The organism is Polaromonas sp. YR568 (assembly GCF_900116715.1).
Lineage (GTDB): Bacteria > Pseudomonadota > Gammaproteobacteria > Burkholderiales > Burkholderiaceae_C > Polaromonas.
Map to the genome: position 1 here is coordinate 1 of NZ_FPBM01000018.1, position 26,953 is coordinate 26,953.

At 64.6% G+C, this 26,953-nt stretch carries 24 protein-coding genes; 14 read left to right on the plus strand and 10 right to left on the minus strand.

Annotated elements, in window-relative coordinates:
• Positions 1-137: 137 nt before the first annotated feature.
• From BM408_RS22175 to BM408_RS22210, 8 genes are read right to left on the minus strand one after another with little or no spacing between them, the layout of a single operon-like run.
• Positions 138-1,112: a Bug family tripartite tricarboxylate transporter substrate binding protein gene (locus BM408_RS22175; protein ID WP_092132832.1), complete on the minus strand. Its 975-nt coding sequence runs from the start codon at positions 1,110-1,112 to the stop codon at positions 138-140.
• A gap of 56 nt (positions 1,113-1,168) precedes the next feature.
• Entirely contained in the window at positions 1,169-1,561 is a 393-nt protein-coding gene (locus tag BM408_RS22180; RefSeq protein ID WP_092132833.1) for a VOC family protein, read from the minus strand.
• The gene (locus BM408_RS22185) at positions 1,558-2,514 is read right to left on the minus strand and encodes a hydroxymethylglutaryl-CoA lyase (RefSeq protein ID WP_092132835.1); all 957 of its coding nucleotides are present in this window, start codon (positions 2,512-2,514) and stop codon (positions 1,558-1,560) included. The genes BM408_RS22180 and BM408_RS22185 overlap by 4 nt, the downstream gene beginning before the upstream one ends.
• On the minus strand, positions 2,511-3,764 hold the full coding sequence (locus BM408_RS22190; RefSeq protein WP_092132836.1) for a CaiB/BaiF CoA transferase family protein: 1,254 nt from the start codon (positions 3,762-3,764) through the stop codon (positions 2,511-2,513). The genes BM408_RS22185 and BM408_RS22190 overlap by 4 nt, the downstream gene beginning before the upstream one ends.
• Positions 3,765-3,797: 33 nt before the next feature.
• Positions 3,798-4,745 carry a LysR family transcriptional regulator gene (locus BM408_RS22195; protein ID WP_092132838.1) on the minus strand — a complete coding sequence of 316 codons (948 nt, stop codon included), beginning with the start codon at positions 4,743-4,745 and terminating at the stop codon, positions 3,798-3,800.
• A 27-nt stretch (positions 4,746-4,772) separates the two neighbouring features.
• On the minus strand, positions 4,773-5,105 hold the full coding sequence (locus tag BM408_RS22200) for a polyhydroxyalkanoic acid system family protein (RefSeq protein ID WP_092132840.1): 333 nt from the start codon (positions 5,103-5,105) through the stop codon (positions 4,773-4,775).
• Positions 5,098-6,228, minus strand: a complete 1,131-nt coding sequence (locus BM408_RS22205) for an aminopeptidase (RefSeq protein WP_092132841.1) — start codon at positions 6,226-6,228, stop codon at positions 5,098-5,100. The genes BM408_RS22200 and BM408_RS22205 overlap by 8 nt, the downstream gene beginning before the upstream one ends.
• 8 nt (positions 6,229-6,236) lie before the next feature.
• The gene (locus BM408_RS22210; RefSeq protein ID WP_092132843.1) at positions 6,237-8,375 is read right to left on the minus strand and encodes a molybdopterin-containing oxidoreductase family protein; all 2,139 of its coding nucleotides are present in this window, start codon (positions 8,373-8,375) and stop codon (positions 6,237-6,239) included.
• A 50-nt stretch (positions 8,376-8,425) separates the two neighbouring features.
• On the opposite strand from BM408_RS22210, the gene BM408_RS22215 reads away from it, so the two are divergent.
• A complete protein-coding gene (locus BM408_RS22215) occupies positions 8,426-9,580 on the plus strand; it encodes an ABC transporter substrate-binding protein (protein WP_092132844.1) in 1,155 nt (384 codons plus the stop codon).
• A 211-nt stretch (positions 9,581-9,791) separates the two neighbouring features.
• On the plus strand, positions 9,792-10,922 hold the full coding sequence (locus tag BM408_RS22220) for an ABC transporter substrate-binding protein (RefSeq protein WP_092132846.1): 1,131 nt from the start codon (positions 9,792-9,794) through the stop codon (positions 10,920-10,922).
• A gap of 58 nt (positions 10,923-10,980) precedes the next feature.
• On the opposite strand, the gene argE is transcribed toward BM408_RS22220, so the two are convergent.
• Positions 10,981-12,183 carry an acetylornithine deacetylase gene (gene argE, locus BM408_RS22225; protein WP_092132847.1) on the minus strand — a complete coding sequence of 401 codons (1,203 nt, stop codon included), beginning with the start codon at positions 12,181-12,183 and terminating at the stop codon, positions 10,981-10,983.
• A gap of 103 nt (positions 12,184-12,286) precedes the next feature.
• Between argE and BM408_RS22230 the strand changes: the two genes are divergently transcribed.
• The 4 genes from BM408_RS22230 to BM408_RS22245 all read left to right on the plus strand — a co-directional run bounded on the left by BM408_RS22230 (position 12,287) and on the right by BM408_RS22245 (position 16,404).
• On the plus strand, positions 12,287-13,153 hold the full coding sequence (locus BM408_RS22230) for a decaprenyl-phosphate phosphoribosyltransferase (protein WP_092132849.1): 867 nt from the start codon (positions 12,287-12,289) through the stop codon (positions 13,151-13,153).
• Positions 13,150-14,109: a lysylphosphatidylglycerol synthase transmembrane domain-containing protein gene (locus tag BM408_RS22235; protein WP_092132850.1), complete on the plus strand. Its 960-nt coding sequence runs from the start codon at positions 13,150-13,152 to the stop codon at positions 14,107-14,109. The genes BM408_RS22230 and BM408_RS22235 overlap by 4 nt, the downstream gene beginning before the upstream one ends.
• A 106-nt stretch (positions 14,110-14,215) precedes the next feature.
• Positions 14,216-15,754, plus strand: a complete 1,539-nt coding sequence (locus tag BM408_RS22240) for an ArnT family glycosyltransferase (RefSeq protein ID WP_092132852.1) — start codon at positions 14,216-14,218, stop codon at positions 15,752-15,754.
• Positions 15,742-16,404: an HAD-IB family hydrolase gene (locus BM408_RS22245; RefSeq protein ID WP_092132853.1), complete on the plus strand. Its 663-nt coding sequence runs from the start codon at positions 15,742-15,744 to the stop codon at positions 16,402-16,404. The genes BM408_RS22240 and BM408_RS22245 overlap by 13 nt, the downstream gene beginning before the upstream one ends.
• 568 nt (positions 16,405-16,972) lie before the next feature.
• Here the strand turns inward: BM408_RS22245 and BM408_RS22250 are convergent.
• Entirely contained in the window at positions 16,973-17,365 is a 393-nt protein-coding gene (locus BM408_RS22250) for a RidA family protein (RefSeq protein ID WP_092132855.1), read from the minus strand.
• Between the two features lie 270 nt (positions 17,366-17,635).
• Between BM408_RS22250 and BM408_RS22255 the strand changes: the two genes are divergently transcribed.
• From BM408_RS22255 to BM408_RS22290, 8 genes are all read left to right on the plus strand, one after another.
• Positions 17,636-19,195, plus strand: a complete 1,560-nt coding sequence (locus tag BM408_RS22255; RefSeq protein ID WP_092132856.1) for an ABC transporter substrate-binding protein — start codon at positions 17,636-17,638, stop codon at positions 19,193-19,195.
• 123 nt (positions 19,196-19,318) lie between these two features.
• Positions 19,319-20,260 (plus strand): ABC transporter permease, encoded by a 942-nt coding sequence (locus tag BM408_RS22260; protein WP_092132858.1) that lies wholly within the window; start codon positions 19,319-19,321, stop codon positions 20,258-20,260.
• A gap of 3 nt (positions 20,261-20,263) precedes the next feature.
• On the plus strand, positions 20,264-21,103 hold the full coding sequence (locus BM408_RS22265) for an ABC transporter permease (RefSeq protein ID WP_092132859.1): 840 nt from the start codon (positions 20,264-20,266) through the stop codon (positions 21,101-21,103).
• Between the two features lie 25 nt (positions 21,104-21,128).
• The gene (locus BM408_RS22270; protein WP_092132861.1) at positions 21,129-22,193 is read left to right on the plus strand and encodes an ABC transporter ATP-binding protein; all 1,065 of its coding nucleotides are present in this window, start codon (positions 21,129-21,131) and stop codon (positions 22,191-22,193) included.
• Positions 22,190-23,176 (plus strand): ABC transporter ATP-binding protein, encoded by a 987-nt coding sequence (locus BM408_RS22275; RefSeq protein WP_092132862.1) that lies wholly within the window; start codon positions 22,190-22,192, stop codon positions 23,174-23,176. Before BM408_RS22270 ends, BM408_RS22275 begins: the two co-directional genes overlap by 4 nt.
• A 16-nt stretch (positions 23,177-23,192) precedes the next feature.
• Entirely contained in the window at positions 23,193-24,485 is a 1,293-nt protein-coding gene (locus tag BM408_RS22280) for an alanine racemase (protein ID WP_092132864.1), read from the plus strand.
• Positions 24,486-24,548: 63 nt separating this feature from the next.
• Positions 24,549-25,460 (plus strand): MurR/RpiR family transcriptional regulator, encoded by a 912-nt coding sequence (locus tag BM408_RS22285; RefSeq protein ID WP_092132865.1) that lies wholly within the window; start codon positions 24,549-24,551, stop codon positions 25,458-25,460.
• Positions 25,457-26,932 carry an N-acyl-D-amino-acid deacylase family protein gene (locus tag BM408_RS22290; protein WP_092132867.1) on the plus strand — a complete coding sequence of 492 codons (1,476 nt, stop codon included), beginning with the start codon at positions 25,457-25,459 and terminating at the stop codon, positions 26,930-26,932. The genes BM408_RS22285 and BM408_RS22290 overlap by 4 nt, the downstream gene beginning before the upstream one ends.
• The last annotated feature ends 21 nt before the right edge of the window (positions 26,933-26,953 follow it).

Genomic DNA, 26,953 nt, shown 5'->3' on the forward strand with positions numbered 1-26,953 from the left:
AGCGCAGGGACGCAGACAGTAGGGTCGCCTTTTCTTTGCTTACTTTCTTTTGGCGAAGCAAAAGAAAGTGAGTTGCCGCCGGGCAACCCCCGGCCAGCAACCCTCAGCAAAATACCCAGTGCCAGAACAAGCGCCGGTCAATCGGCTTTGATGTTCGCCAGCTTCACAATCCGCCCCCACATCTTGCGTTCGTTGTCGCCCAGGGTGCCCAGCTCGGCGCCGGTCATGACCACCGCTTTTGCGCCTTGCTCTTCCGCGCGTTTCTTGAAATCGCCCGACTCCACCACCTGTTTGATCGCCAGCGAGAGCCGGCCCTGCAAGTCGGCGGACAGCCCCGTTGGCCCATAAACCGCAAACCACGACGATGCCACCAGCGGCACGCCCGCTTCGATGGCGGTCGGCACATTGGGCTGCGCGGCCAGGCGGGTGCGGCCGGTCACCATCAGCGCCTTGAGCTTGCCCGCGCGGATGTGCGGCAGCAGCGGCGGCGGCGTGGTGATGGTGAAGTCCACCGTGCCGGCCAGCAGGTCGTTCAGCGCCGGGCCGGTGCCGCGGTAAGGGATATGCACCATGAAGGTCTTGGTCAGGTCCTTGAGCAGCTCGGTCGTCACATGTTGCAGCGAGCCGTTGCCGCTGGAGGCGTAGTTGACGCGGCCCGGGTTGGCCTTGACGTATTTGATGAAGTCCGCGAAGTTGTCGGCCGGAAAGTTGCCGCGCACCACCAGCAGTTGCGGCGCGTCGATCAAATGGCCCAGCGGCTTGAGGTTGGTTGCCGGGTCAAAGCCGGGCACCGGCTGGATCAGCGGCGTGATGCACTGGTAGCCCGAGTACTGCACCAGCAGGCTGGTGCCGTCGGCCGGGCCGCGCGCCACCAGCTGGCCGGCGATGTTGCCGTTGCCGCCGCCGCGGTTGTCCACAATCACCGAGGTCTGCAAAATCTTGCCCAGCGGCTCGGCCAGCATGCGCGCCGCAATGTCGGTGGTGCCACCGGCCGCCGTGGGCACCACCAGCGTGATGGGCTTGCCGGCCACTTGCGCGCGCACCGGGTTCAGCCAGGCGGCGGTACTGAGCCCGGCAACGGTGAGCAGTGTTCTGCGTGAAATGAAAGTCATGGTTTGTCTCCTGTCTTGGTTTATGAATGGGGGTAAGGGGCTTCAGGGCCCCGCTCTCAGGCGGGTTCGGAAATTTCGATCAGGTTCAGGTCGGGGTCACGCACATAGACCGAGCGGATCTTTTGCGTCGCGCCAGTGCGCAGCACCGGGCCTTCAATCACCGGCCAGCGCTCGCGCTCAAGCCGGGTGATCACCTCGGCAAGGGGAACGTCGGCCAGAAAGCACAGGTCCAGCGAACCCGGAACCGGCAGATGGGCCTTGGGTTCGAACTCGCGTCCTTTGACATGCAGGTTGATCTTTTGCTGGCCGAACTTGAAGGCCTTGCGTTCCACGGGCGGTGTGCCGCCTATGAAGGTTTCCAGCGTCATGCCAAGCACGCGGGTGTAGAAGTCCACGCAGGCTTTTTCATCTGCGGTGGTCAACACCAGATGATCCAGCTGCCTGATCATGCCGAGGCTGCCCTTAGCTCAGCCACATAAGGCGGCGGAGCATGCAGGTCGGTGATGCGACCTGCCTTGGCCACCTGGCCGGGCACCTCATGGCCGACGATGGCAGGCATCTGCCTCGCTACGTCCAACAGCCTGGGAATGTCCATGCCGGTGTCGTAACCCATCGCGTCCAGCATATGAACCGCGTCTTCGCTGCTGATGTTGCCGCTGGCGCCGGGCGCGTAAGGGCAGCCACCCAGCCCGCCCAGCGAGCCGTCAAAACGCGTGATGCCGCCTTGCACGGCTGCCAGCACATTGGCCAGGCCCATGCCGCGTGTGTTGTGAAAGTGCAGGGTCAGTTGCAGGCCGGCAAAGCGCTGCTGCAGCACCTCCACCATGCGGCTGACTTGCGCGGGGTGCGCCATGCCGGTGGTGTCGCAAATCGTGAGGCCGCGCACACGGTCTGCGCCAAAGGCGGCAAAGCGGTCGGCCCAGCGCAGCACTTCTGCTTCGGGCACATCACCTTCCATCGGGCAGCCAAAGCAGCACGAGAGAGAAATATTGATAGGCGTGCGGCCGTTGACATGGCGAATCACGTCGGACAGCGCGGCAAAACTTTTCTCGCGCGGCATGCGCAGGTTGGCCAGGTTGTGCGTCTCCGATACCGACATCACCAGGTTGAGCTCATCGGCGCGCGACTCCAGGGCGCGCTCCGCCCCGCGCAGGTTGGGCACCAGAACCGTGTATTCCACACCGGGCACACGGCGTATGCGACCCATCACCTCTTCCGCATCGCGCAGCATGGGGATGGCTTTGGGCGAGGTGAACGATGTCACTTCGATCTTGGCGTAACCGCACTCACTGAGCGCGTCGACCAGGGCGATCTTGTCGTCGGTCGGGATGAAGCTGGGTTCGATCTGAAAGCCGTCACGCGTGGCGACTTCATTGAAGTAAATCCGTTTCGCGGTGCTCATGCGTTGCCGTCCTTCCCGGCAACAATGCCTTTGTCCTTGAGCACCTGGATCTGTTCGGCAGAAAGCCCGATCTCCCGCAACACCGCATCGGTGTCCTGCCCGACTTGCGGCGCATTGCGGCGGTGCCCGCCCGGCGTGCGTGAGAGCTTGGGCACGATGCCCGGCACAGCCAGCAGGCTGCCGTCGTCCATCTGCACTTCATCCAGCATGCCGCGCGCCTGGTAGTGCGGGTCGGCGGCGATGTCGGCCACGGTGTAGATGCGGCCTGCGGGCACGGATACCTTGTCGAGCGCGGCCAGCACCTCGTCGACCGTGAGGCCCAAGGTCCACTCGCCGATGGCTGCGTCGATCTCGGCTACGCGCGCGACGCGGCCCGCGTTGTCGGCCAGCGCCGGGTCGCTGCCAAGGTCGCCGCGGCCAATGGTGGCCATCAATCGCTTGAAGATGCTGTCGCCATTGCCGGCCACCAGCGCATAGCCGCCGTCCTTGCACAGATAGGCATTGCTGGGCGCGATGCCGGGCAGGGCGCTGCCGGCCGCGCCGCGCACCGCGCCAAAAGCGCTGTATTCGGGCAGCAGGCTTTCCATGCAGTTGAAGACTGCCTCATAGAGCGCCACGTCGATCACCTGGCCTTTGCCGGAGCGCTGACGCTCCTGCATCGCCAGCAGGATGCCGATCACGCCGTGCAGCGCAGCCAGTGTGTCGCCTATGCTCACCCCCACGCGCACCGGCACGCGGCCCGGCTCGGCCGTCAGGTGGCGCAGGCCGCTCATGGCCTCGGCCACCACGCCAAAGCCTGGCTTGTCGCGGTAGGGGCCGGTCTGGCCGTAGCCGCTGATGCGCAGCATGATGAGGCGCGGGTTCAGCGCCAGCAATTCGTCGGGCCCCAGGCCCCAGCCTTCCATGGCGCCGGGGCGGAAATTTTCGATCAGCACATCGGCGTCAAGCGCGAGCTGGCGCACGATGGCCTGCGCTTCGGGGCTCTTCAGGTCCAGCGCCACCGAGCGCTTGTTGCGCGATTGCACCTGCCACCACACCGAGGTGCCGTCCTTGAGCAAGCGCCATTTGCGCAGCGGGTCGCCCGCGCCCGGCGTTTCAATCTTGATGATGTCGGCGCCGAAGTCCGCCAGCGTCTTGGCGGCGAAGGGGCCGGCAATCAGCTGGCCGAGCTCCAGCACTTTCAGCCCGGCAAGCGGGCCCTGGCCGGGCGTGTTGACGGAAGCTGCGGGGGATTTTTCAGGAGAGGGCATGGGCGGCAGTGTGCCGCCGCGATCCGGCCCCGTCTATTTGCGCTTTGGGGCCTTGGGTTTCGCGTTTTGCGAAGGCAGGGCGGCTTTGGGGCTCAAAAAGTCCACCAGCGAGGCAATGCCCGCATCGGACTGGCCGACCATGGTGGCCGTCAGCAGTCGGCGTTGGGCCCAGGCGTCGGCCAGCGGCCGCCAGCCGAGCTTCATGCTTTTGACCATGGGCAGGGTTGCGGCTTTGGGCAAGATGGCCACGCCCAGGCCCGAAGCCACCATGTGACAGACGGCGTCAAAGCTGCGCACCTGCATGCGCAGCTTCAGCGGCCGGTTGGCGGCCAGCGCGGCCTGCTGCTGCTTTTGCAGCATGGCGGCGCCGGCGGTCAGGCTGATCCATTCTTCGTCGAGCGCATCGACAAAGGCCAGCGGCACCTTGCTGCCCGCCAGCGCATGGCCGGCCGGCAGGATCAGCACCAGCTCGTCTTCGCGGAACAGGCGCGTATCCAGCCCCGTGGTGTCGGGCCCCTCCACAAACACCGCTACATCGGCCCGGCCTTCACGCAGCGTAGCCGCCACGGCTTCCGACACCTGCTCTTCCAGGTCGATGTGCACCTGCGGATGCAGCTCGCCGTAGCGCGCCAGCAGCGGCGGCAAAAACTGGCTGATGGCGGCGCTGCTGGCGCACAGGCGTATGTGGCGCGCGATGCCGCGCCGCAGGTCGGACAGCTCGCCGCCCAGTTGCTCCATGGTTTGCAGCAAGGTGAGGCCGTGTTTGACGAACACGCGCCCGGCCGCCGTGGGCAAGAGGCCGCGCGGGTGGCGCTCAAACAGCGCCTCGCCCAGCGCGTCTTCCAGTTCGCGGATGCGCCGGCTGGCCGCGGCCAGCGCCAGGTGCGAGCCCCGGGCCGCCGCCGTCAGGCTGCCGGTTTGCGCGCAGGCAACGGCCAGGCGCACAGACACCAGGTCAAAACGGGCGAGGTTGTAGCTCACGGGTAGCGCCCTTGACGCCCTTGAATGTCAGCCGGCCTTTTTCTTGGTCGGGGCTTTTTTGGCGGCGGGCTTCTTTGCGATCAGCGTGTCCAGGTTCTTCACGATCTCGCCTTCGATCTTGTCTTTGAAGGCACCCAGCAGGAAGCCGAGCTGGGCGTTGAGGTCAAAGCTGTCTTTGGTGACCACCAGCGTGCCGCTGACACCCGAGCGGCTAAAGCTGACCAGGTCTTCCGTCTTGCCCTCTTCATAGGTGCATTCCATGTCGAACTTTTCTTCGACCTGCTCGGCCCACTTGAAAGCAATCTTGCGCGCCTCGGCAAGGCCCAGGGTGTGCGCGCGCTGGATGTGGATGTCAGCCATTCGGTGTCTCCGTTTTGTTGTCCGTGTTGTTGGTTTGAAGCGCCTTGCGCCGTTCTTCTTTGGGCAGGCTGGCCAGCCTTTTCACCGCATCATAAAACCGTTGCCAGTCGCGGCCTTCGCGCTCGAACAGCGCTTCAAAGCCCGGGACCAGTTCATCATAGGCGGCCTGCGCGCCAAAGGCCGCGTTGTTGGCCCGCGCCACCCAGGGGTCGTAGCCGGCAAAGCCGCCCCATGAGGCTTTGAGCTTCGCGTACTCATCGCGAAAGCGCTGCATGGCTGCTGATTTCATCGCTGCCTGCCCAGACCCAGATCCAACCCCGGCGGAAGCCTTGTTTTCTTCATAGATATCCGCCAGCTCGCGCCGTGTGGCCAGCGCCAGCGCGCGGAACTGCCGGCGCCGCCCGTCGAACACGGCGTAGTCCTGGCGGGCCTTGTCGTTGCCGCGCAGGGCTTCGCTGTCCAGCCAGCGCTGGCTGCCCATGCGCTCGACGGCGGTGGCGAAGGACTCGTTGAACATGGAGTCGTCCTTGGCGTAAACCACCTGGTGCGAGAGCTCATGAAAGATCAGCCGGGCCAGCTCGCCCTCGGGGTAACCGATAAAGGTGCTGAGCAGCGGGTCGCCGCCGGCCCAGTTCATCCAGCCCAGCGTGGAATAGGCCGGCACGCCGTAGACGCTGATCTCCAGACCCTCGGCCTTGAGTCGCTCGGCTTCGGCGCGCGCCTCGGCTTCGTTGAAGTAACCGCGATAGCCGACGCAGCCCGTGACCGGAAAGCACCAGGTTTTGAGGGTAAGCGAAAACTCCGGCGCGGCCACCACGTTCCACACCACGGCGCTGCGGCGCAGGTCAGCATAACGGCGGTAGCTGGGGTTGTCGGGCAGCTTCAACTCAGTCACCGCAAAGCTGCGGATGCGCTGCGCCAGCGCCAGCCGGGTTTTGAGCTGCTCGGACGCCTGGGCGTCACCCAGCCATTCATCGACCGGACGGGCCGCATTGAGCATTTGCAGATGGCCGCTCACCGACTGCCAGTAGTAACCGAGGTCGGCACAGCCCGCGAGACCGAGCAAGCCCAGCGTTGCCACCAGGGCCGCGGCAAGTGTCCGTTTAACCGTGGTGGGTTTCACGTCGGCGCTCAGGCAGCCTCTGTTTCGCGCTGCACTTCAACCAGGCAGTCGTAGAAGACAGGGCCGCGGCCCATGTCGGTCAGGTGCTGGCTGGTGAGCTGGTTGACGTTGGTGCCGTCCAGCCCGGCCTTACGCCACCAGATGCCCATGCCGTTGACCACGCCCGGGCGCGCCCGTGCGGAGACTTCGGCCTTGACGCGGTACTCGCCGCGTTCGTTAAAGACCTTGACGATGGCGCCGCTGGTGATGCCGCGCAGCGCGGCGTCGTCGCTGTGGATTTCCAGCAGCGGCTCGGTTTCGATGTCGCGCAGGCTTTTCACATTGACGAAGGTGGAATTGAGGAAGTTGCGCGCCGGCGGCGAGATCATCGCCAGCGGGAACTGCACAGACGTTCCGGCCGCCTCATGGTTGGGCAGATGCTCGGGCAGGCCGCCTATGCCCGCTGCGGCCAGGCGCGCGCTGAAGAACTCGCAGCGCCCCGAAGGCGTGGGGAAGTTGCCGGCGGCAAAGGGTGCATCGGGCAATGCCAGCGTGGCAAAGCCGGTGTCCAGCAGTTGCTGGAAGTCCACCTTGTCGCCAAACGTGGCGCGGCACAGCTGCTCGTCGCTGTCGGTAAAGCAGGGTTCGGTAAAGCCCATGTGCGCGGCCAGTTCGCGAAAGATCTGCGTGTTGGTTTTGGCCTGGCCCATGGGTGCGATGGCGGGGCGGTTCAGCAGCACATCGGTGTGGCCGTAGGCGCTGTGCACGTCCCAGTGCTCCAGCTGGGTGGTGGCCGGAAGGATGTAGTCGGCGTAGTCGGCCGTGTCGGTCTGGAAGTGCTCCAGCACCACGGTGAACAGGTCTTCACGCGCAAAGCCCTGCACCACCTTGCCCGACTCAGGGGCCACCGCCACCGGGTTGCTGTTGTAGACAATCACCGCCTCGATCTTCGGGCCGAACTCCCTGGATGCGGGCTCCAGCAGGGCGTTGCCGATGGTGCTCATGTTGATGGTGCGCGGCTGGCGGCCATTGAGCAGGTCCGGCCGCTGCAGGGCGGCTTTGTCGACCGGAAAGAGCCCCGAACTGCTGAGCAGCACGCCGCCGGCGCGGTGCCGCCAGGCGCCCGTCAGCGCGGGCAGGCAGGCAACGGCGCGGGCCGCATTGCCGCCGCCGCGCACGCGCTGCATGCCGTAGTTCAGGCGTATGGCCGCGGGCTGCTTGTTCACCATGCATTCGCCGTAATCGCGGGCCAGCGCGCGGATTTGTTCTGCCGGCACGCCGCAGACGGCGGCGGCACGCTCCGGGCTCCATTGCAAGGCACGCTCGCGCAGCCCGCCGTCCGGGTCTTGCCAGCCCAGCGTGTGCTGCGCGATGTAGTCATGGTCCAGCCAGTCGTGGGTGATCAGCTCGTGCATCAGCGCCAGCGCCAGCGCCGCGTCGGTGCCGGGCAGCAGCGCGATGTGCTCATGGCATTTCTCGGCGGTTTCGCTTTTGCGCGGGTCTATGCAGACAAGCTTTGCGCAGGCCCGCTTGGCCTGCTGCACATAGCGCCAGAAATGCAGGTTGCTGCCGATGGAGTTGCTGCCCCAGATGATGATGAGTTTGGACTCCGCGAAAAATTCCACCCGCATGCCGACCTTGCCGCCCAGCGTCTGCGTGAGGGCTTCGCCGCCGGCCGATGCGCAAATGGTGCGGTCCAGGAAAGAGGCGCCCAGCTTGTGGAAGAAGCGCCCCGCCATGCTTTCGCCCTGTACCTGGCCCATGGTGCCGGCATAGCTGTAGGGAACTATGGCTTCCGGGTCGCGCGCGGCGATGGGCTTGAGGCGGGCCGCGATATCGGCCAGCGCGGCTTCCCAGCTCACCGGCTCGAACTGCCCGCTGCCCTTGGGGCCGCTGCGTTTGAGCGGCTGCAGCAGGCGCTCGGGGTGGTAGGTGCGCTCGGTGTAGCGCGAGACCTTGTTGCACAGCACACCGCCGGTGTGGGGGTGGTCGGGGTTGCCCTGCACGCGCGTGGCGATGCCGCCTTCCACCGTCGTCAATAGCGAGCAGGTGTCGGGGCAGTCATGCGGGCAGGCGCCGCGCACCTGGGCGGGGCCTGCGGCGTGGCTGCTCTGGCCGGCTTTGCTATCAGGGTTAGCGATAGGGGAGATGCTGATGGTATTGCTCATGGTTCAACTCTATATTGACAGTCATCGGGGCACCCCGGGGGAGACACATCATGACAACAACAATAAACGGAGCGCGCGCGTTCCAGGCCGTTGCCAGAATCACCATGGTAGCGGCCCTGGCCATCCTGGCGGTCCCAGGGGTCAAGGCGCAAGACGGCGTCAGCAAGACCGCCGTCACGCTGGGCCAGTCCCTGGCCATGACCGGGCCCGGCGCCACGCTGGCCATGCCTTTTGCGCAAGGCGCCCGCCTTTACTTTGACCGCGTCAATGCGGGCGGCGGCATCAACGGCCGCAAGATCGAACTCAGCACGCTGGACGACGCAGGCAACCCCGACACCACCGTGGCCAACACCAAAAAGCTGCTCGACCAGAAGGTGTTCGCGCTGTTCGGCTATTACGGCTCGCCGCAGGTCACAGCCGTCAATCCGCTGCTCAAAGACAGCGACGTGCTGCTGTTTGCCCCCATGGCCGGCGCCGATGAGCTGCGCGGCTCGCTCTACCCCAATGTGTATTCGGTGCGGCCGGGCTACTCGGAAGAGGCCGCGGTGATCACGCGCCACGCCGAGACCCTGGGCATGCGCAAGCTGGCCATCCTGCACGGCAGGGACGCGGAGTCGCTCGCCGCGCTGGACTCGGCCGAGCGCACCATGGGCGGGCTGGGCGCCAACCTGGTGGCCAAGTCGCCGCTGTCAGGTGGCAGCATCGCCACCAGCGTCGACCAGGTGCTGGCCAAAAAACCCGAATCGGTGCTGGTGATCAGCGACGCCTCAGGCGCCGCCAACGCGATACGCGACCTGCGCGCCAAAGGCTTTCGCGGGCCCATCTATGGCTTTTCCAACACCGGCGAAAGCCTGCTGGCCGAGCAACTGGGCGCGGCCGGCGCCGGCGTGGTGGTGGTGCGGGTCACGCCCAAGTCGGACAACGCCAAAAGCATCCTGGTGCGCGAGCTGCAGGCCGATGCCGCCGCCGCCAAGCTGGGCAAGTCCAATGTCTACATGCTTGAAGGCTATATCGCCGCCTGGACCTTCACCGAAGCCCTGCGCAAGGCCGGCAAGGACCCGACCCGCGCCAAACTGCGCAAGGCGCTGGACACCATGCAGGACCTGAACCTGGGCGGTTTTCGCGTGCACTTTGACGGCGACCGCGTGGGCTCCAAGCTGGTAGAGCTCAGCCTGGTCGACGCGACCGGGCGGGTGCGTGAATAAACAGGAATAAGCAGACCTCGCAGACCCTGTGATGGCCGGCCACCGGGATTGGCCGGAATTGAAGGGATTGTTGGACGAATGCTGCAAAAACTGGCAAATTACTGACGAATTGGCCTGGTTTAGAGCCAAAGTGGTGACGTATCTCACGGTTGTTTCTTACGGTTTTGTTACAACTTGAAATAGACGTACATAGCATTGGGAGAATTACGGCATGAACCTCACACGCAGAACTTTTTCCACCGCCGTCGGCGCGTCCATGCTGGGCGGCTTCAACATCGCCCACGCGCAGACCGACAAGATCATCCTGGGCCAGTCGGCGCCGTTTACCGGGCCGGCCGCTCAGCTGGGTATCCAGTTTTACCAGGGCGCAAAGGTCTATCTCGACCAGGTCAACGCCCAGGGCGGCATCGGCAAGCGCCTGATTGAAATCCGCAACATGGACGACGGCTACGAGCCTACCCGCTGCGGCGAGAACACCCGCAAGCTGATCGACGAAGACGTGTTCGCGCTCTTCGGCTACATCGGCACGCCCACCAGCATCGTCGCGCTGCCGATGGCCACGAAAGACAAGGTTCCCTTTATCGCCCCGTTTACCGGCGCCATGGCGCTGCGCGAGCCGTTCAACAAATACGCCTTTCATGTGCGTGCTTCCTACAACGACGAGACCGGCCTGATCGTCAAGCAGCTGACCTCCCTGGGGCTGAAAAAGATCGCGGTGTTTCACCAGAACGATGCCTACGGCAAAGCCGGGCTGGACGGTGTTGTGCTGGCCCTGGGCGCGCAGAACCTCAAGCCTGTGGCGACGGCAACGGTCGAGCGCAATTCGGTCGATGTGGCCAAGGCCGTCAGCACGCTGGTGGCCGCAGGCCCCGATGCGGTGGTGCAGATCGGCGCGTACAAGGCTTGCGCCGCCTTTATCCGCGAGGCCCGCAAGGCCGGCTACGGAGGCACTTTCTACAACGTGTCTTTTGTCGGCACGCAGGCGCTGGCTGACGAGCTGGGCAAGGACGGCGCGGGCGTCGTGGTGTCGCAGGTCATGCCTTCGCCCTACAACACGGCCCGCCCGATTGCGCGCGAGTTTGTGGAGGCCGTGAAGGCCGCCGGCAAGGACGCGCAGATCAACTTCTCCAGCATGGAAGGCTATGTGGCCGCCAAGGTGCTGGTCGATGGAATCAGGCGCGGCGGCGCCAAGATCACCCGCGAATCGCTGATTTCCGGCCTGGAAAGCATAGGCACGCAGTCGTTGGGCGGGTTCTCGGTGTCGTTCTCGCCGACAGACCATGTGGCGTCGAGCTTCGTGGAGCTTTCAATGCTGACTGGCGACGGCCGGGTGCGAACCTGATCGCCTGGTAGAGCCAGTCCTCAAACAAAACGCCCGGCTTGCCCGGGCGTTTTTTTATTCAGGCAATTTGCCGCGTGGCCAGCAGGCCGTGCATAAAGTCCTGGCAGCGGGCCAGTTGCTCCAGGCTCACATACTCATCAGGCTGGTGCGCCTGGTTGATGCTGCCGGGGCCGCACACCACGGTGGGAATGCCGGCGTCCTTGAAGAGGCCCGCCTCCGTGCCGAAGGCGACCAGCGTGGTTTCTTTGGTGCGGGCCAGTCGCTGTGCCAATTGCGTCACCGCATCGCCGGCCGAGCCCAGGAAGGCGGGCACCTCACAAATCGTCTCAAAGCTGAAGCCCGCGTCGGGCGCGATCTTTTTCATCGCCGGCTGCGCACGCTCCGCATAAGCGACGACTTCTTTTTGCATCGCATGCGCATCGGCAGTGGGCAGGTTGCGGAATTCATAACGGAACTCGGCATCGCGCGGCACCACGTTGTCGGCAATGCCGCCGTGGAACTGCCCCACGCTGGTGGTGCTGAAGGGCACGTCAAAACCTTCATAACGCGGCTCGTTGGCCTCAAAGCCCTCGCCCATGTCGCGCAGCTTGCCGACCACGCGCGCCGCCATCTCAATGGCGTTCACCGACTGCGGCGTGAGCGAAGAGTGCGCCTCTTTGCCGCGCACGCAGCATTTGTAGCGGTACACGCCCTTGTGCGCCGTGGCCGGCACCATGCTGGTGGGCTCGCCGACGATGCAGGCCAGCGGCGCGATGCCGGCGTCCTTCATGTCGGCGATCAGCTCCCGCACGCCCAGGCAGCCGACTTCCTCGTCATAACTCAGCGCCAGGTGCACCGCAAAGGGCGCCTGGCTGTTCATGAACTCCCCGGCGTGCGCCAGCGCCATGCCGATAAAACCCTTCATGTCGCAGCTGCCGCGGCCGTAGAGCCGGCCATCTTTAATGGCCGCCGACAGCGGGTCCAGCGTCCAGTCCTGGCCGTCCCAGGGCACGGTGTCGGTGTGGCCTGAGAGGATGATGCCGGCGGGCTTGCCTTCACCCAGTGTGGCGAAGAGGTTGGCCTTGGTCTTGGCGGCATTGGTGGTGATGCGGCTGGCCACGCCCAGTTTTTTGAGCTCGTCCCGCACGAAATGGATCAGCTCGAGGTTGCTGTTGTCGCTGACCGTGTTCATGCGCACCAGGGCCTGGATCAGTTGCAGGGCATGGGGCGAGACGGCGGGCAGGGTGGCGGGAGTGAGGGTGGGGGAGGGGGCGAGAGACATGGCCTCATTTTGGCCGTATTCGCTAATGTGCGCTGCCTGCCCGTCAGTTATGCTTGAAGCCCGCTTTCCCACGGGGTGTTTTCCCCTTCCTTCCCCCTTGCCGATGACATCTTCGTCCTCCTCACCGCTGGCCTTGATCCGGCTCATGCGGCCGCACCAGTGGCTGAAAAACGTCTTTGTTTTTGCCGGCCTGGTCTTCAGCCAGAACTGGCAGGACACCGCGCTGGACCTGCGCGTCCTCTACGCCTTCGCTGCCTTCTGCTGCCTCTCCAGCATGGTCTACATCATCAATGACTGGCACGACCGCGCGAGCGACGCCCTGCACCCCACCAAACGGCACCGGCCGCTGGCCAGCGGCGCGGTGGCCGTGCCGGTGGCGCTGGTGCTGGCCGGACTGCTGCTGGTGGCGGGCCTGCTGCTGGCCGCCGGCAACCGCACCCTGCTGGCGCTGCTCGGCGTCTACACGGTGCTCAACCTGGCGTATTCCTGGCGGCTCAAGCAGGTGCCGGTGGTCGATGTCTCCATCATCGCCTCGGGCTTTATGTTGCGGCTTTTGGCCGGCACCGTGGCCGTCGGCATCCCGCCGTCGCGCTGGCTGCTGCTCACCGGCATTTTTGTGGCGCTGTTCCTGGGTTTTGCCAAACGCAAGGCCGAGAGCTTTCATGAAGAAGGCAGCCAGCGCGCCGTGCTGGCGCACTACCCGCCGGCGCTGCTGGACACCTTCATGGCCGTCACCATGACCGCCACCCTGGCCACCTACAGCCTCTTTGCCACCAGCCCCGAAGCCCAGCTGCAGCACGGCGAGCGCCTGCTCTACACCGTCCCGGTGGTCATCTTCGGCATGCTGCGCTACACCTACCAGGTGCACCGCGGCCGCGGTGAAGACGTGGCGCGCGACATGCTGCGCGACCCCTGGATACTGGCGGCCGGCGTGTTGTGGCTGGCCATCTTCCTGAGCCACCGGCTGTGAGACCCAAGGCCGATTTCGCAGGCGCAAAGTCCGCAGCGGGCGGCCTGCCATTCAAGCGGCTCTTGCTGGTGCTCGGCGTGGTGGCCACCGCATACGCCGCCGTGCTGCTGATCTGGGGCGACAGCCCCAAAACCTCGCTCGCCTTGCTCTGGTCAGCCACAGGCGCGCAGGCTGCGGCCCTGTGCCTGCTCAATTACCTGCTGCGCGGCCTGCGCTGGCGATTCTGGATGGGGCGTTACGGGCGCCACTTCGGCCTGGTGCAGGGCCTGCGCCTTTACCTGGCGGGCTATGCCTTTACGCCCACGCCGGGCAATGTCGGTGAGGCCGTGCGTGGGCTCATGCTGGCACGCCAGCCGCTGGGCGCGGCGCAAAGCCTGGCCATCTTCGGCGCTGAGCGCCTGGCCGACTTGCTGTGCCTGCTGTTGCTGTGCCTGCCGGCGTTGGGTTGGGTTCTGGGGCACGGCGCGCTGCAGGCTGCGTCAACCTTGATAGCCAGTCTGCTGGCCGCCGCTGCGCTGGTGCTGCTGGCGATTCTGGGCCTGCTCTTCAAACACCGGGACCGGGTTTTTGCGGGCCTCCCCTGGCTGCGCGAGGCCTGGTATTGCCTATCGGTTCGCCCCTGGCTATGGTTTGGCCTCACGCTGGCGGCCTGGGCGGCGCAGGGCCTGGCTGTCTGGCTGGTTTGCCGCGCCATGAATGTGCAGCTTGAGTTGCTGACGGCCACCGGCTTTTACGCGGTGGCCATGGTGGCCGGCGCTTTGTCGGCGCTGCCGGCCGGGCTGGGCGGCACCGAGGCCGTGCTGACCGGCCTGCTGGTGGCGCAGGGCGCCACGCCGGCTGCCGCCTTGTCCATCACGGTGCTGGTGCGGCTGCTCACGCTCTGGCTGGCTGTGGGCATTGGCGTGGTGGCCTTGCTTTATAGTGCGGCCATCCGCAAGGAAATCAGCTTTCGCTAGGCCCGCTGGCCTTTTTTCCTGCCATCTCCTGCCATCTCCTGCCGTTTCCTGCCATTGCCTGCCCCTTGCAGGGCCGCCACACAGATTCCCCCGAGTCCCGAGTTTCATGCCCCAGAACCACGACACCGCCGCCTTTCCCGTTTCGCTGAGCCGCTGGCTGCTGGCAGCAGGCCTGCTCTCGCTCTTGCTGCGGTTCTGGATTGCCGTCACCTTTCCGGTCACCGGCGATGAGGCCTTCTTTTACTGGTGGGGTGTGTACCCCGACTGGGGCTATTCAGACCACCCGCCCATGGTGGGCTGGCTGATCGCGCTGATGCGCGCCACGCTGGGCGACAGCCTCTGGTCCATACGCCTGCCCATCGTGCTGCTGCCGCTGGCGCTGGGCGCGGCGCTGTGGTGGGCGCTCAAGCCGGCGGGCAAAGTGCGCGCCGCCTGGGCCGTGCTGTTCTTCTGGCTCGCTCCGCTCAACTGGCTCAACACCCTGATCACCACCGATACGCCGCTGATCTTCTGGTCGGCGCTGTCGGTCGCCGCGCTCATGCGCGCCGAGCGCCGCGCACAGCTGGACCGCGCCGCCTGGGGCCTCTATGCCCTGTCGGGTTTCTTCCTGGGCTGCGCTTTCCTGTCCAAATACTTCTCGGTGGTGCTGGGCTTCACATACTTCGTCTACTTTGTGCTGTACCGCCGCGACCGGCTGGCCGGTTTTGCGTTGCTGGTGCTGTGCGCCTTGCCCGGCCCGGCCATCAACATCGCCTACAACATGTCGCATGGCTGGTCCAACATCATGTTCAATGTGTACAACCGCAATGAAGATGCGGTGTTCGAGTGGCGCAAACCGCTGACCTACATCGGCATGATGGTTTACCTCATCACCCCCGTGGCGGTGTGGATGGCCTTCAGGTACCGCCAGGCGCTGGTGGCCACCGCCCGCTCGCAGCGCCTGCTGGCCTGCCTGGTGGTGGTGCCGCTGCTGTTTTTTGCGCTGCTCTCGGCCAAGAAGGTCATTGGCCTGCATTGGGTGCTGTCGTTTTATCCCTTCGGTTTTGCGTTTCTGGCATTCGCACTGCCGGCCGACAGGCTCAAGGCCTGCGCCAAAGGCCTGGCCGTGTTTGCCGGCCTGCATGTGCTGGTGGTGGCGGGGCTGTACATGACCTCGCTAGACACCTGGCGCAGCACAAAGCTGTATCCACAAATCATCCGCAGCTACAAAACCGCCGAGATGCTGCAACAGGTAACGGCGCCCGGCGTGGTGCTGATGGGCGAGGCCTACACACCCGCGTCGATTTTCGGTTTTGAGCGCCGCCAGTACATGCCGGTGTTCGGCGTCGGCAAGTTCCACGCACGGCAAGACGACATGCTGGTCGATTTTTCGCTTTACCAGGGCAAGACGGTGCGCATCATCGTCGCCGACAAGCCGCGCCTGGAAGAATTTGCGCCCTACTTCGAGTCGGTGCGCGAGCTCGCCTTTGAGCAAAACGGCGTTCCCTTTTACGCGGTGGAAGGCAAAGGCTTTAACTACCCCGCGTATCGCGAAGGCGTGCTGGGCGTGGCCTTCAAGCGCTACTTCAACATCCCCACCTGGCTGCCCATGACGGGCTGCCCTTTTTGCGAACGCTATTGCGGCCAGGCGCGATGCCCGAGGTAAGCGCACCAGACACCCCGCTGGTGGTGGCCGCCTTCGACTTCGACGGCACACTGACCCAGCGCGACACCTTCGTGCCTTTCCTGGCACGCGGCCTGGGCTGGCCGCGCTTTCTGGCAGCCTTGCTGCGTTGCTCACCCTGGCTGGCTGGTTATGCGTTGCGCGTGGTGCCCAACGATGTCGCCAAAGGCAAGCTCATGCAGTCCACACTGGCCGGCCGCAGCCTCAAAGAAATGGAAGACTGGACTACCCGCTGGCTGGCGCAGGATTTCCCCGGCCAGTTGCGCGAAGCCACCATGGCTCGTCTGGCCTGGCACAAGGAAGCCGGTCATTGCTGCGTGATGGTGAGTGCTTCGCCTGATATCTATCTGCCGCGCGTGGCAGCGCAGCTGGGGTTTGATGCGCTGATCTGCACTGAGATGGAAGTCGAGGGCGAAGGGGATTCCGCGCGCCTGACGGGCCGTATGCGGACGCCCAATTGCTATGGCGAGCAAAAGGTACTGCGGCTCAAAGCCTGGGTGACTGGGCGGTTTGGTGCTGCGGCGCTGGAGGGGATGATGTTGTATGCCTATGGGGATACGGGGGGGGATAAGCCTATGTTGCGGATGGCTGACCATGCTTGGTATCGGGGTGCGACCTGGGATGGGGTTTAGTTTTCTTGTTTTCGCCGGGTGTTGCTCCGGCCTGCGCGCCTTCTGCTGAGAGCTGCTGGCCGGGGTCGCCCGGCGGCGACTCACTTTTCTTTGCTTCGCCAAAGAAAAGTAAGCAAAAGAAAGGCGACCCTACTGTCTGCGTCCCCTGCGCTGCGCTCCGGGGCAACCTGCGGTGCTCGGTCCAGACGGGGTCAAAAACAACTCGCCTTCGGCTCAAACAAGTTTTTGCCCTTATCCGTCTGGACCTCCGCTCCTCGGCGCATACAGAAGGGGGTGGGGAAGGAATACCGAACAGCCAAACAGCCGAATACAAATACCGAATACCAGAAGAAACAAGGACTCGCCACGGCGAGTCCTTGTTGGTATTTGGTCCCCGTTCCCGATTGCCCCGTCCTGGCTGGCTCGAGCACCGCAGGTTGCCCGTAGCGAAGCGTAGGGACCCAGACTGCGGGTCGCCTTTTCTTTGCTTACTTTCTTTTGGCGAAGCAAAAGAAAGTGAGTTGCCGCCGGGCAACCCCCGGCCAGCAACCCTCAGCAGAGCAAGCGTCCATCAAATCAACAACAGACCTCAGCCCTTAGGCTTATACGCAACCACATCAATCTCAACCCGAGCATCAACCATCAACCGAGCCTCAGTAGTAGACCGGGCCGGTTTACCGCCCGAAAAATAACTCATATACACCCGGTTAAAACTCCCAAAATCCCGCGCATCCTGCAACCACACCGTCGTCTTGCACACGTCGTCCAGCGTGCAGCCGGCCAGGGCCAACGCGGCCTGGATGTTTTTCATCACCTGGCGGGTCTGCACTTCAATGCCGCCTTGCACGATCTCGCCTTTTTCGTCGCCGGGCACCTGGCCGGACACGTACACAAAATCACCGGCACGCACGGCGGGTGAAAAAGGGCGGGGCTGGTGGTCGGAGGCGATAGGGGGGTTGCCTAGGTATTCAAGTGCGGACATTGCGAAGACTCCTTAATAGGTAAACAATGGGTAACTGCCGTGCGCAGCTACGGGCGGTCAACAAAGGGAGCGGCCTTCACACCCACAAGTGGTGCAAAGGGCCGCAGCAGGCGGGGCGCAACGCCCCAAAGCCATGCAGCATAAACCCGAAACTGAAATATATTTTCAGTTTCAAGGCCTATTTCCTAGGGTTTATACCAATTTATAGGTATTTTTGGGTGGCATATTCTTTGCAAGTTGAAAATTACTTTCACTTTTAAGGAGATCGGCATGCTGCAAAAGTTCTTGATCAGCCGTCGCACGGCGGTTGCGTTGGCCCTGGTGGCGAGTGGTTCGGCCCTGCTGCCGATGACCGCACAGTCCCAGGCACTTTCCAAATCGGCGCTCAACCTGGCGATGATCGCCGAGCCCGCCACGCTGGACCCGATGGCCACCACCGCCGATTTGACGGCCACCATCATGCAGCACGTGTATGAGCCGCTCTACACCTTCGACGCCAACTGGAAAATGATCCCCATGCTGGCCGAAAGCCTGCCCAAGGTCTCGGCCGACGGCAAGCGCTACAGCATCACCCTGCGCAAGGGCGTCATGCTGCACAACGGCCGCGAACTCAACTCCGAAGACGTGGTGCTCAGCCTGAAACGCTGGATGGAAGTCTCGCCGCGCGGCAAGGCGCTTGCCAAGGAAATCGACAGCCTGACGGCCAGCGGCGCCAACGGCGTTGAAATCGTCCTCAAGGCGCCTTACGCGCCGCTGCTGCCCCAGCTGGCGCTGCCTTCCGGCATGGCCGCCATCATGGCCAAGGAATCGATTGCCACGCCGCTGAAAGACTTCATTGGCACCGGCCCCTACAAGTTCAAGGAGCGCCGCCCCGACCAGTACGTGCTGTTGACCAAGTTCGACCAGTACTCGGCCCGCAAGGAAGCGGCCAGCGGTTATGGCGGCAAAAAGGTTGCCGTGGCTGAAGAGCTGCGCTTCATCCCTGTGCCCAACGCCAACACCCGCGTCGAAGGCTCGCTGGCCGGCCAGTACCACTTTGCCGACCTGCTGCCCACCGAAGCCCTCGGCCGCCTGGAAAAATCCGGTGGCAAGACGGTGCCCATCCTCACGCCGTCCTTCGGCTTTCCCTACTTCGTGTTCAACACCAAGGAAGGCGTGATGGCCTCGCTGCCGCTGCGCAAGGCGGTGCAGACCAGCTTTGGCGTGGGTGAAATGCTGGCCGCCGGTTTCGGCGACACGCGCTTCTTCACCGCGGAACCCAACCACTTCCCCAAGGGCACGCCGTTCTACTCGACCGCCGGCTCCAACCTGTACAACGAGCGCGACGCCGCCAAGGCCAAGGGCCAGTCGGCCGCCGCCGGTTACAAGGGCGAGACCATCCGCATCCTGACCAGCCGCCAGTACGACTTCCACTACAACATGGCGCTGATCATGGCCGAGCAGCTCAAGCGCGCCGGCTTCAAGGCCGAGCTCAATGTGGTCGACTGGGCCACGCTGGTGCAGCGCCGCGGCGACTCCAAGCTGTGGGACATCTACATCACCCATTCGGGCCAGTTCCCAGAGCCCATGCTGTCGCCGCCGCAATTGGGCGACGGTGCGCCGGGCTGGTGGTCGTCTCCTGCCAAGCAGTCCACGCTGGCCGCGCTGAACCAGGAAACCAACCCCGCCAAGCGCGGCGCCCTCTGGGGTGCGGTGCAACAGGTGGTGTACGACGAAGTGCCTTACATCAACGTCGGCAAGTTCAACAGCCTGTCGGCTAAATCCCCAGCGCTGCAGGGTTACGTCCCCTCGACCTGGCCGTTCTTCTGGAACGCTGGCCTGAAGAACTAAGAGCGCCAGATCCGTTCACTTGAGCCTGTCGAAACTACAAGTCTCCCGGCAGGCTCAGGACGAACTGGAATGAAACGCTCTCCCCATAAATAACAACACCCCCACTGCTGAAAAACCAAGGTCATGACCCGCTATTTGTTGTCAAGAGTCATGGGCATGCTGGTGGTGATGGCGCTGGTCGCCGTCATCGTCTTTGTCCTCACACGCGCCGCGTCGGGCGACCCGATCGCGGTGCTGCTGGGCGACCAGGCCACGGCCGAAGACATTGCCAGCGCGCAAAAGCTCTACGGGCTGGACAAACCGCTGCCCGTGCAGTTCGGCTACTGGCTCAAAGAGCTCTCACAGGGCAACCTGGGCCAGTCCATCTTTTTGCAGCGCCCTGTGACCCAGGCGTTGTGGGAGCGGGCCGAGCCCACCACCTTGCTGGCGCTGCTGTCGGTCTTGATCGCGGCGGTGATCGGCGTGCCCTGCGGCATCGTGTCGGCGGTCTTTCGCGGCAAATTCATCGACCAGCTCTTCACTGGCTTTGCCATGCTGGGCGCCAGCATCCCGAGCTTCTGGTTCGGCCTGGTGCTGATGCAGATCTTTGCCGTCTCCATGGGCTGGTTCCCGGTCTCCGGCTATGGCGACCCGGGCGCCACGCTGGCGCAGCGCATGCATTACCTGGTGCTGCCCTCGGTGGTGCTGGGTGTGCTCAACTCGGCGCTCATCATCCGCTTCACCCGCGCCTCCATGCTAGACGTGCTGGGTGAAGACTATGTGCGCACCGCACGCGCCAAGGGCCTGTCTGAAAACGTGGTGGTGCTCAAGCACGCGCTGCGCAATGCGCTAGTGCCCATCGTCACCGTGCTGGGCCTGACGGTCGCGCTCATGATTGGCGGCGCTGTTGTGACCGAAACCGTGTTCGGCCTGCCCGGCGTTGGCAACCTGGTGGTCAGCGCCGTGCTGCGCCGCGACTACCCGGTCATCCAGGGCGCGCTGCTGGTGATTGCCATGATTTATGTGGTGATCAATTTCCTGACCGACCTTCTATACATGCTGGTCGACCCTCGCGTGAAGTACTGAGCCATGAAGATCCCACTCACGCTGAAAAAACTCTTCCGCCGCCGCATCGTGCTGGCGGCCGGCATCTGCCTGCTGATCGTGGTCGCCGTTGCGCTGCTGGCCAATGTGGTCAGCGGCTACGACCCCAACGACACGGCGGTGCGCGAGCGCCTCTCCGCGCCCACGGCCAAGCATCTGCTGGGCACCGACGAGCTGGGCCGCGACCTGTTTGCGCGCATTGCTTTCGGCGCACGTTATTCGCTGACGATTGCGGCGCTCACGGCCATCGGCTCCATCGCGCTGGGTACGCTGTTCGGCCTCGTCGCCGGCTTCTTCCGCCGGCTCGACGCGCCCATCATGCGGGTGGTCGACGCGATGATGTCTTTCCCCGACATCCTGCTGGCCATCGCGCTGGTGGCCATCCTCGGGCCGTCCATGCTCAACGTGGTGTTTGCGCTGGTGCTGGTCTACACGCCGCGCGTGGCGCGTGTGGTGCGTGCCTCCACGCTGGTGGTGCGCGAGCTGCTGTTTGTCGAAGCCGCGCGCGCCGTGGGCGTTTCGACAGGGCGCATTCTGCTGCGCCACATCCTGCCCAATCTGATGTCGCCCATCCTGGTGCAGGCTTCGTTCATCTTTGCCTATGCCATCCTGGCCGAGGCCGCGCTGTCCTTCCTCGGTGTGGGCGTGCCGCCTGAAATCCCGACGTGGGGAACCATGGTCGCGGGCAGCCAGCAGTATGCGCACGAGGCGCTGTGGATCGTGCTCTTCCCGGGCCTGGCCATCATCCTGACGGCGCTGTCGCTGCAGCTGCTGGGCGACGGCGTGCGTGACTTGCTGGACCCGCGGCTCAAAAAATCGATGTAAGCAAGTCGATCAAAAGAACGACCCCATGAATTCCCCCACACCCCTTCCAGCCGGCACACGCCTCGACGTGCGCCACCTGAGCACCTTCTTCGACACCGACGAAGGCCTGATCCGCTCGGTCGCCGACGTGAGCTTCAGCATCCGCCCCGGCAAGACCACCGCGCTGGTCGGCGAGTCCGGCTCCGGCAAATCGGTGACCAGCCTCACGCTGATGCGCCTGCTGTCGCGCACCGCCTCCACGCAAGTCAGCGGCGAAGCGATGTTCACCAACCGCGCCGGCCAGACGCTGGACTTGCTGTCCTTGCCCGAGCCCGAGATGCGGCGCATTCGCGGCAATGAAATCGCGATGATCTTCCAGGAGCCCATGACCAGCCTGAACCCGGTCTTCACCGTGGGCGAGCAGATCGCCGAATCGGTGCGCCTGCACATGGGGCTGGACCGCGCGGCCGCATTGGCCCATGCACTGCGCATGCTGGAGCTGGTGGAGATTCCGGCCGCCAAGCAGCGCCTGCACGAATACCCGCACCAGCTCTCGGGCGGCATGCGCCAGCGCGTGATGATTGCGCTGGCCATGGCGTGCAACCCCACGCTGCTGATCGCCGATGAGCCGACCACCGCGCTCGACGTCACTATTCAGGCGCAGATCCTTGAGCTGATGCGCCGCCTGCAGTCCGAGACCGGCATGAGCATTCTGTTTATCACCCACAACCTCGGCGTGGTGGCCCACCATGCCGACGATGTGGCCGTGATGTACGCCGGCCGCATTGTGGAAGCCGCGCCTGTGCGCGAACTCTTTGCCCAGCCGCGCCACCCCTATACCCAAGGCCTGCTGGCCTGCCTGCCCGCGCAACAGCGCAAGCGCGAATTCGCCAGCGGCCAGACCGGCGCCAAGCGCCGCCTCTATGCGATCCGCGGCCAGGTTTCCAGCCCGCTGGCGCCGCCGCCGGGCTGCGCGTTTGAGCCCCGCTGTGATCTGGCCATTGCCTCCTGCAAAAGCGCCATGCCCGCGTTGCTTGCGGCAGGCCCCACCCGCGCCGCGCGATGCATTCGTGTGGAAGAAACAGCAACCGCCACGGTGGAGTCCGCATGAGCGCGCAGAACCAACCCTTGATTGAGGTCAAAAACCTCCAGCGTTATTTCGGCGCACCCGCCAAGCCTGTGCGTGCGGTGGATGATGTTTCTTTCAGTATCCAGCCCGGTGAGACGCTGGGCCTGGTCGGTGAATCCGGCTCCGGCAAAAGCACCATCGGCCGCACGCTGCTGCGCCTGATTGAAGCGACCTCCGGCCAGGTGCTGTACCGCGGTGAAGACCTGGGCACGGCCTCGAGCAGCCGCATGCGCGCACTGCGCAGCAAGCTGCAGATGATTTTTCAGGACCCGTACGCCAGCCTGAACCCCAAAATGCGGGTGAAAGACATCCTCGGCGAAGCCCTGCAAGTGCACGGCCTGGCCAAAGGCAAAGAAGCGCGCGACAAGCGCATTGCCGAGTTGCTGGAGCTGGTCGGCCTGCGCGCCGAGCACGCCGCGCGCTACCCGCACGAGTTCTCAGGCGGCCAGCGCCAGCGCATTGGTGTGGCACGCGCCCTGGCGGTAGAGCCCGAGTTCATCGTGGCCGATGAGCCGCTGTCGGCGCTTGACGTATCCATCCAGGCGCAGGTGGTCAACCTGCTGTGCGACCTGCGCGACCGCCTCTCGCTGACCATGCTCTTCATTTCGCACGACCTCGACGTGGTCGAGTATTTGTGCGACCGCGTGGTGGTGCTGTATCTCGGCCGCGTGATGGAAGTCGCGCCCACCGCCGAGCTGTTTGCGCGCCCGCTGCATCCTTACACGCAGGCCTTGCTGGCTGCCTCGCCCAAGCCTGACCCGGAACACAAGAGCGAGCGCATCGCGCTCAAGGGCGACATCCCCAGCCCCGTCAACCCGCCTTCAGGCTGCGTGTTCCGCACCCGCTGCCCGCACGCGATCGACGCCTGCTCCACCACCCGCCCCGAGTTGCGCGACATGGGCCAGGGCCGTTTCAAGGCCTGCATCCGTGACGACCTCGCGGTGCCCGTGCTGATGGCCGCCTGATAATCTGATTCACTTTATGACCACCTTGCAAGACCTTCTCGACCCGCAGATTGATCGCAGCTACAAGGGCTTTCCGCACAACAGCGCGCCGGTGCGCCGCTCCGACATGGCCAAACAGGGCTGGAACGTGCTCAAGGGCGATCTGCCGCTGCCGCTGGCCATCGTCAAACAGTCAGCGATGAAACACAACCTCGGCTGGATGCAGCGCTTTGCCAAGGGCCAGGGCGTGGACATGGCGCCGCACGGCAAGACCACCATGTCGCCGCAACTGCTGCAGCGCCAGCTCGACGAAGGCGCCTGGGGCCTGACCTTCGCCACCGTTTCGCAGATGCGCGCCGGCATCACCGCAGGCGCCAAGCGTCTCATCATCGCCAACCAGGTGGTTAATGCCGTCGACCTGGCCGGCATCCAGGGCATGCTGCGTGAGTACCCCGGCCTGCGCATCGTCTTCCTGGTGGATTCGAAAGCCCAGCTCGCGCTGATTGAAGCCTGGTTCAAAGCAAACGCCGCGCAAGTGGTGTCGCCTTTTGAAGTGCTGATGGAGATCGGCGTGATGGGCGCACGCACCGGCGTGCGCACCGATGCCGATGCGATGGCGTTGGCCGCGGCTATTCACGCCAGCCCGGCCTGCCGCCTGGTGGGCATCGAAACCTACGAGGGACAGGGCGCCACCGGCAACTCTGAAAACGACAAAGCCTATGCCGACACGCTGATGCAGCGCGTCTGCGGCATTGCCCTGGCCTGCGACCAGCAGGGCCTGTTCGACAGCGAAGAAGTGCTGATGACAGCCGGCGGCTCGGCCATCTTTGATCTGGTGAGCGGCTGGCTCACCCCCAAACTTTCCAAGCCGGTGCGCGGCCTGCTGCGTTCGGGCTGCTACGTGACGCATGACCACGGCAACTACAAGCGCCTGGTCAGCTCCGTGAATGCCCGCCTGCACGACAGCGATGGCCTCAAACCCGCCATCGAAGTCTGGGCCACGGTGCAGTCCTGCCCCGAGCCCGGCCTGGCCATCCTGGCCGTGGGTCGGCGCGATTTGTCTTATGACCTGGAGCTGCCCATCCCGCTGTCGACCGTCAGTGCGCCCGGCGCCGCGCCTGTGGCCGTGCCTGCCGACTGGAAGGTCACCGCGCTCAACGACCAGCATGCCTACCTGCGTGGCGAAGGCCCCGCGCATGCGGCGCTCAAGGTCGGCGACCTGGTGGCGCTGGGCATTTCCCACCCCTGCACCACCTTTGACAAATGGCGCTGGATGCCGGTGGTGGACGATAACTACGGTGTGTGTGATGCACTCGTTACCTGTTTTTAAGCGGATTGATTTGTTTGTAGTACCAGGCAGCGCCATTGTTTGCGCGCCAGAACCGAAGCACTCATGACCTCTCAAGTTCTTGCCAAAATTGCCGACACCATCGCCAGCGCGCCCACCTCGCGGCGCAGCGTGCTGGAGTTGATCCTGCAGGACCCCCAGCGTGTGCTGGACGAAAGTTTTGAACAGCTGGCGCAGCGCGCCGGCAGCTCGGTGCCCACCATCATGCGCACCTGCCGCGATCTGGGTTACCCCGGCCTGCGCGAGTTCAAGCTCGCGCTGGCGCAGGAAATGGCCGTCAGCGGCTCGCCGCTGCACCGCCGTGTGCAACTGCACGACAACACCGAAGAAGTCATCTCCAAAGTCATCAAGGGCGCTGCCACCGCCGTGAGCGGCGTGCAGGCCCAGCTCAACATCAAGGCCGTGGAAACCGCGGCCAACGCCATCGCGCGCGCCAGCCGCATCGACTGCTACAGCGTGGGCGTGACCTCCAGCTTTATGGCGTCGGACATGCAGGCGCGGCTCTTCAGGCTGGGCCTGGTGTCGAATGCCTACCTGGACATCCACTTGCAGCTGGTGTCCGCCGCCACCATCAGCCCGCAGGGCGTGGTGTTTGCGATCTCACACGTGGGGGGCATGCCTTCGCTGCTCGAAGCGGTTGAAGTCGCCCAGTCACAAGGCGCGACCGTGATCGCGCTGACGCAGCAGGGCACCGAGCTCGCCAAGCGCGCCGACATTGTGCTGGGCATCCATGTGCCCGACGACCCGGTGATGCATGTGGGCACCGAGGCCTACCTGGTGCATTTGACCGTGATTGAAATCCTCACCGTGCTGGTGGCCCAGCGCCTGGGCGACCGGGCCGTCAAACGCCTGGGTGGCGTGCGCGATGTGCTCAGCACCCGCGGCGTAGACATGCGCCACTATCCGAAACTCGATTGGGACACCGTGGCCGCCGTGAACGAAAGCAAGATCAAATGACGCGTGCGACGCTGCTGGAAAACGGCTTGGTGATTGATGGAACGGGCAATGCCGGATCGGTCGGTGATGTGCTGCTGGTAGGCGACCGCATCGCCGCCGTGGGCCCGGGCCTGTGGGGCAAGTTGCCCGACGGTGTGGCGCAAAGTGATGTGACGCGCGTGGACTGCACGGGCCTGGCCATCACGCCGGGTTTTGTCGATGTGCACACGCATGACGATGCCATCGTGCTCAACCACCCCGAGATGCTGCCCAAGGTCTCGCAAGGCATCACCACGGTGGTCACGGGCAACTGCGGCATTTCACTCGCGCCTTTTGTGGTCAAGCAACCCGAGCCGCCGCTGAATCTGCTGGGCGCCGACTCCTTCCGTTTTGACTCCGTCGACGCGTATGAGCGTGCGGTGATTGCCGCGCAACCGGCTGTCAATGTCGCCGTGCTGATAGGCCACACCACCTTGCGTTTTGCCTGCATGGATGACCTGACCCGCGCGGCCACGCCGGCGGAAGTCGACGCCATGTGTGCTTTGCTAGAGAAATGCATGGAAGGCGGCGCGGCCGGTATGTCTTCTGGCCTGTTTTACGAACCCGCCTTTGCCGCGCCCGCTGACGAGGTGGTGGCTCTGGCCCGCGTGGTGTCGCGCTTTGGCGGCGTCTACAGCACGCACCTGCGCGACGAGATGGCCACCATTATCGAAGCCCTGCATGAAGCCGGCGACACCGCCTTCAGCGCCGGCGTGCCGCTCATCGTGTCGCACCACAAATGCGCCGGGCCCGCCAACTGGGGCCGCACAAAACAGACGCTGCCGCTGATCGAATCACTGGCCGCGCGTCAGCCCGTGGCCATGGACGTCTACCCCTACATCGCCGGCTCCACCGTGCTGCGTGAAGACCTGGTCGACGGCGTGATCGACATCCTGGTGAGCTGGTCCACCCCGCACCCCGAAATGACGGGCCGCACGCTGGCCTCCATTGCCGACGAGTGGGGTGTGGAGCAAAAAGAAGCCTGCCGCCGCCTGCAACCCGGCGGCGCCTGCTACTTCCAGATGCACGAAGACGACGTCAAACGCGTCATCGCCCATCCGCTCACCATGATCGGCTCCGACGGCCTGCCGCACGACCAGCACCCGCACCCGCGCCTGTGGGGCGCCTTCCCGCGCGTGCTGGCGCGCTACTGGCGCGAGCAAAAACTCTTCTCCCTCGAAACCGCCATCTACAAGATGACCGGCATGTCAGCCCGCAACTTCCGCCTGCACCAGCGCGGCCAGCTGCAGCCCGGCTGGCACGCCGACGTGGTGGTGCTGGACCCGGCCCGCGTGCGCGACGTGGCGACGTATGAAGACCCGATCGCACTGTCGGAAGGCATCGAGAAAGTGTTCGTCAATGGCGAGCTGGCTTATGTGGCTGGTGATGCCGACGCGGCGAACGCCAAAGTGCAGGCGCGTGCCGGGCGACTGCTCAAGCGCGGCGCGGCCTGATATACGCCTCCAGCTCCCTCT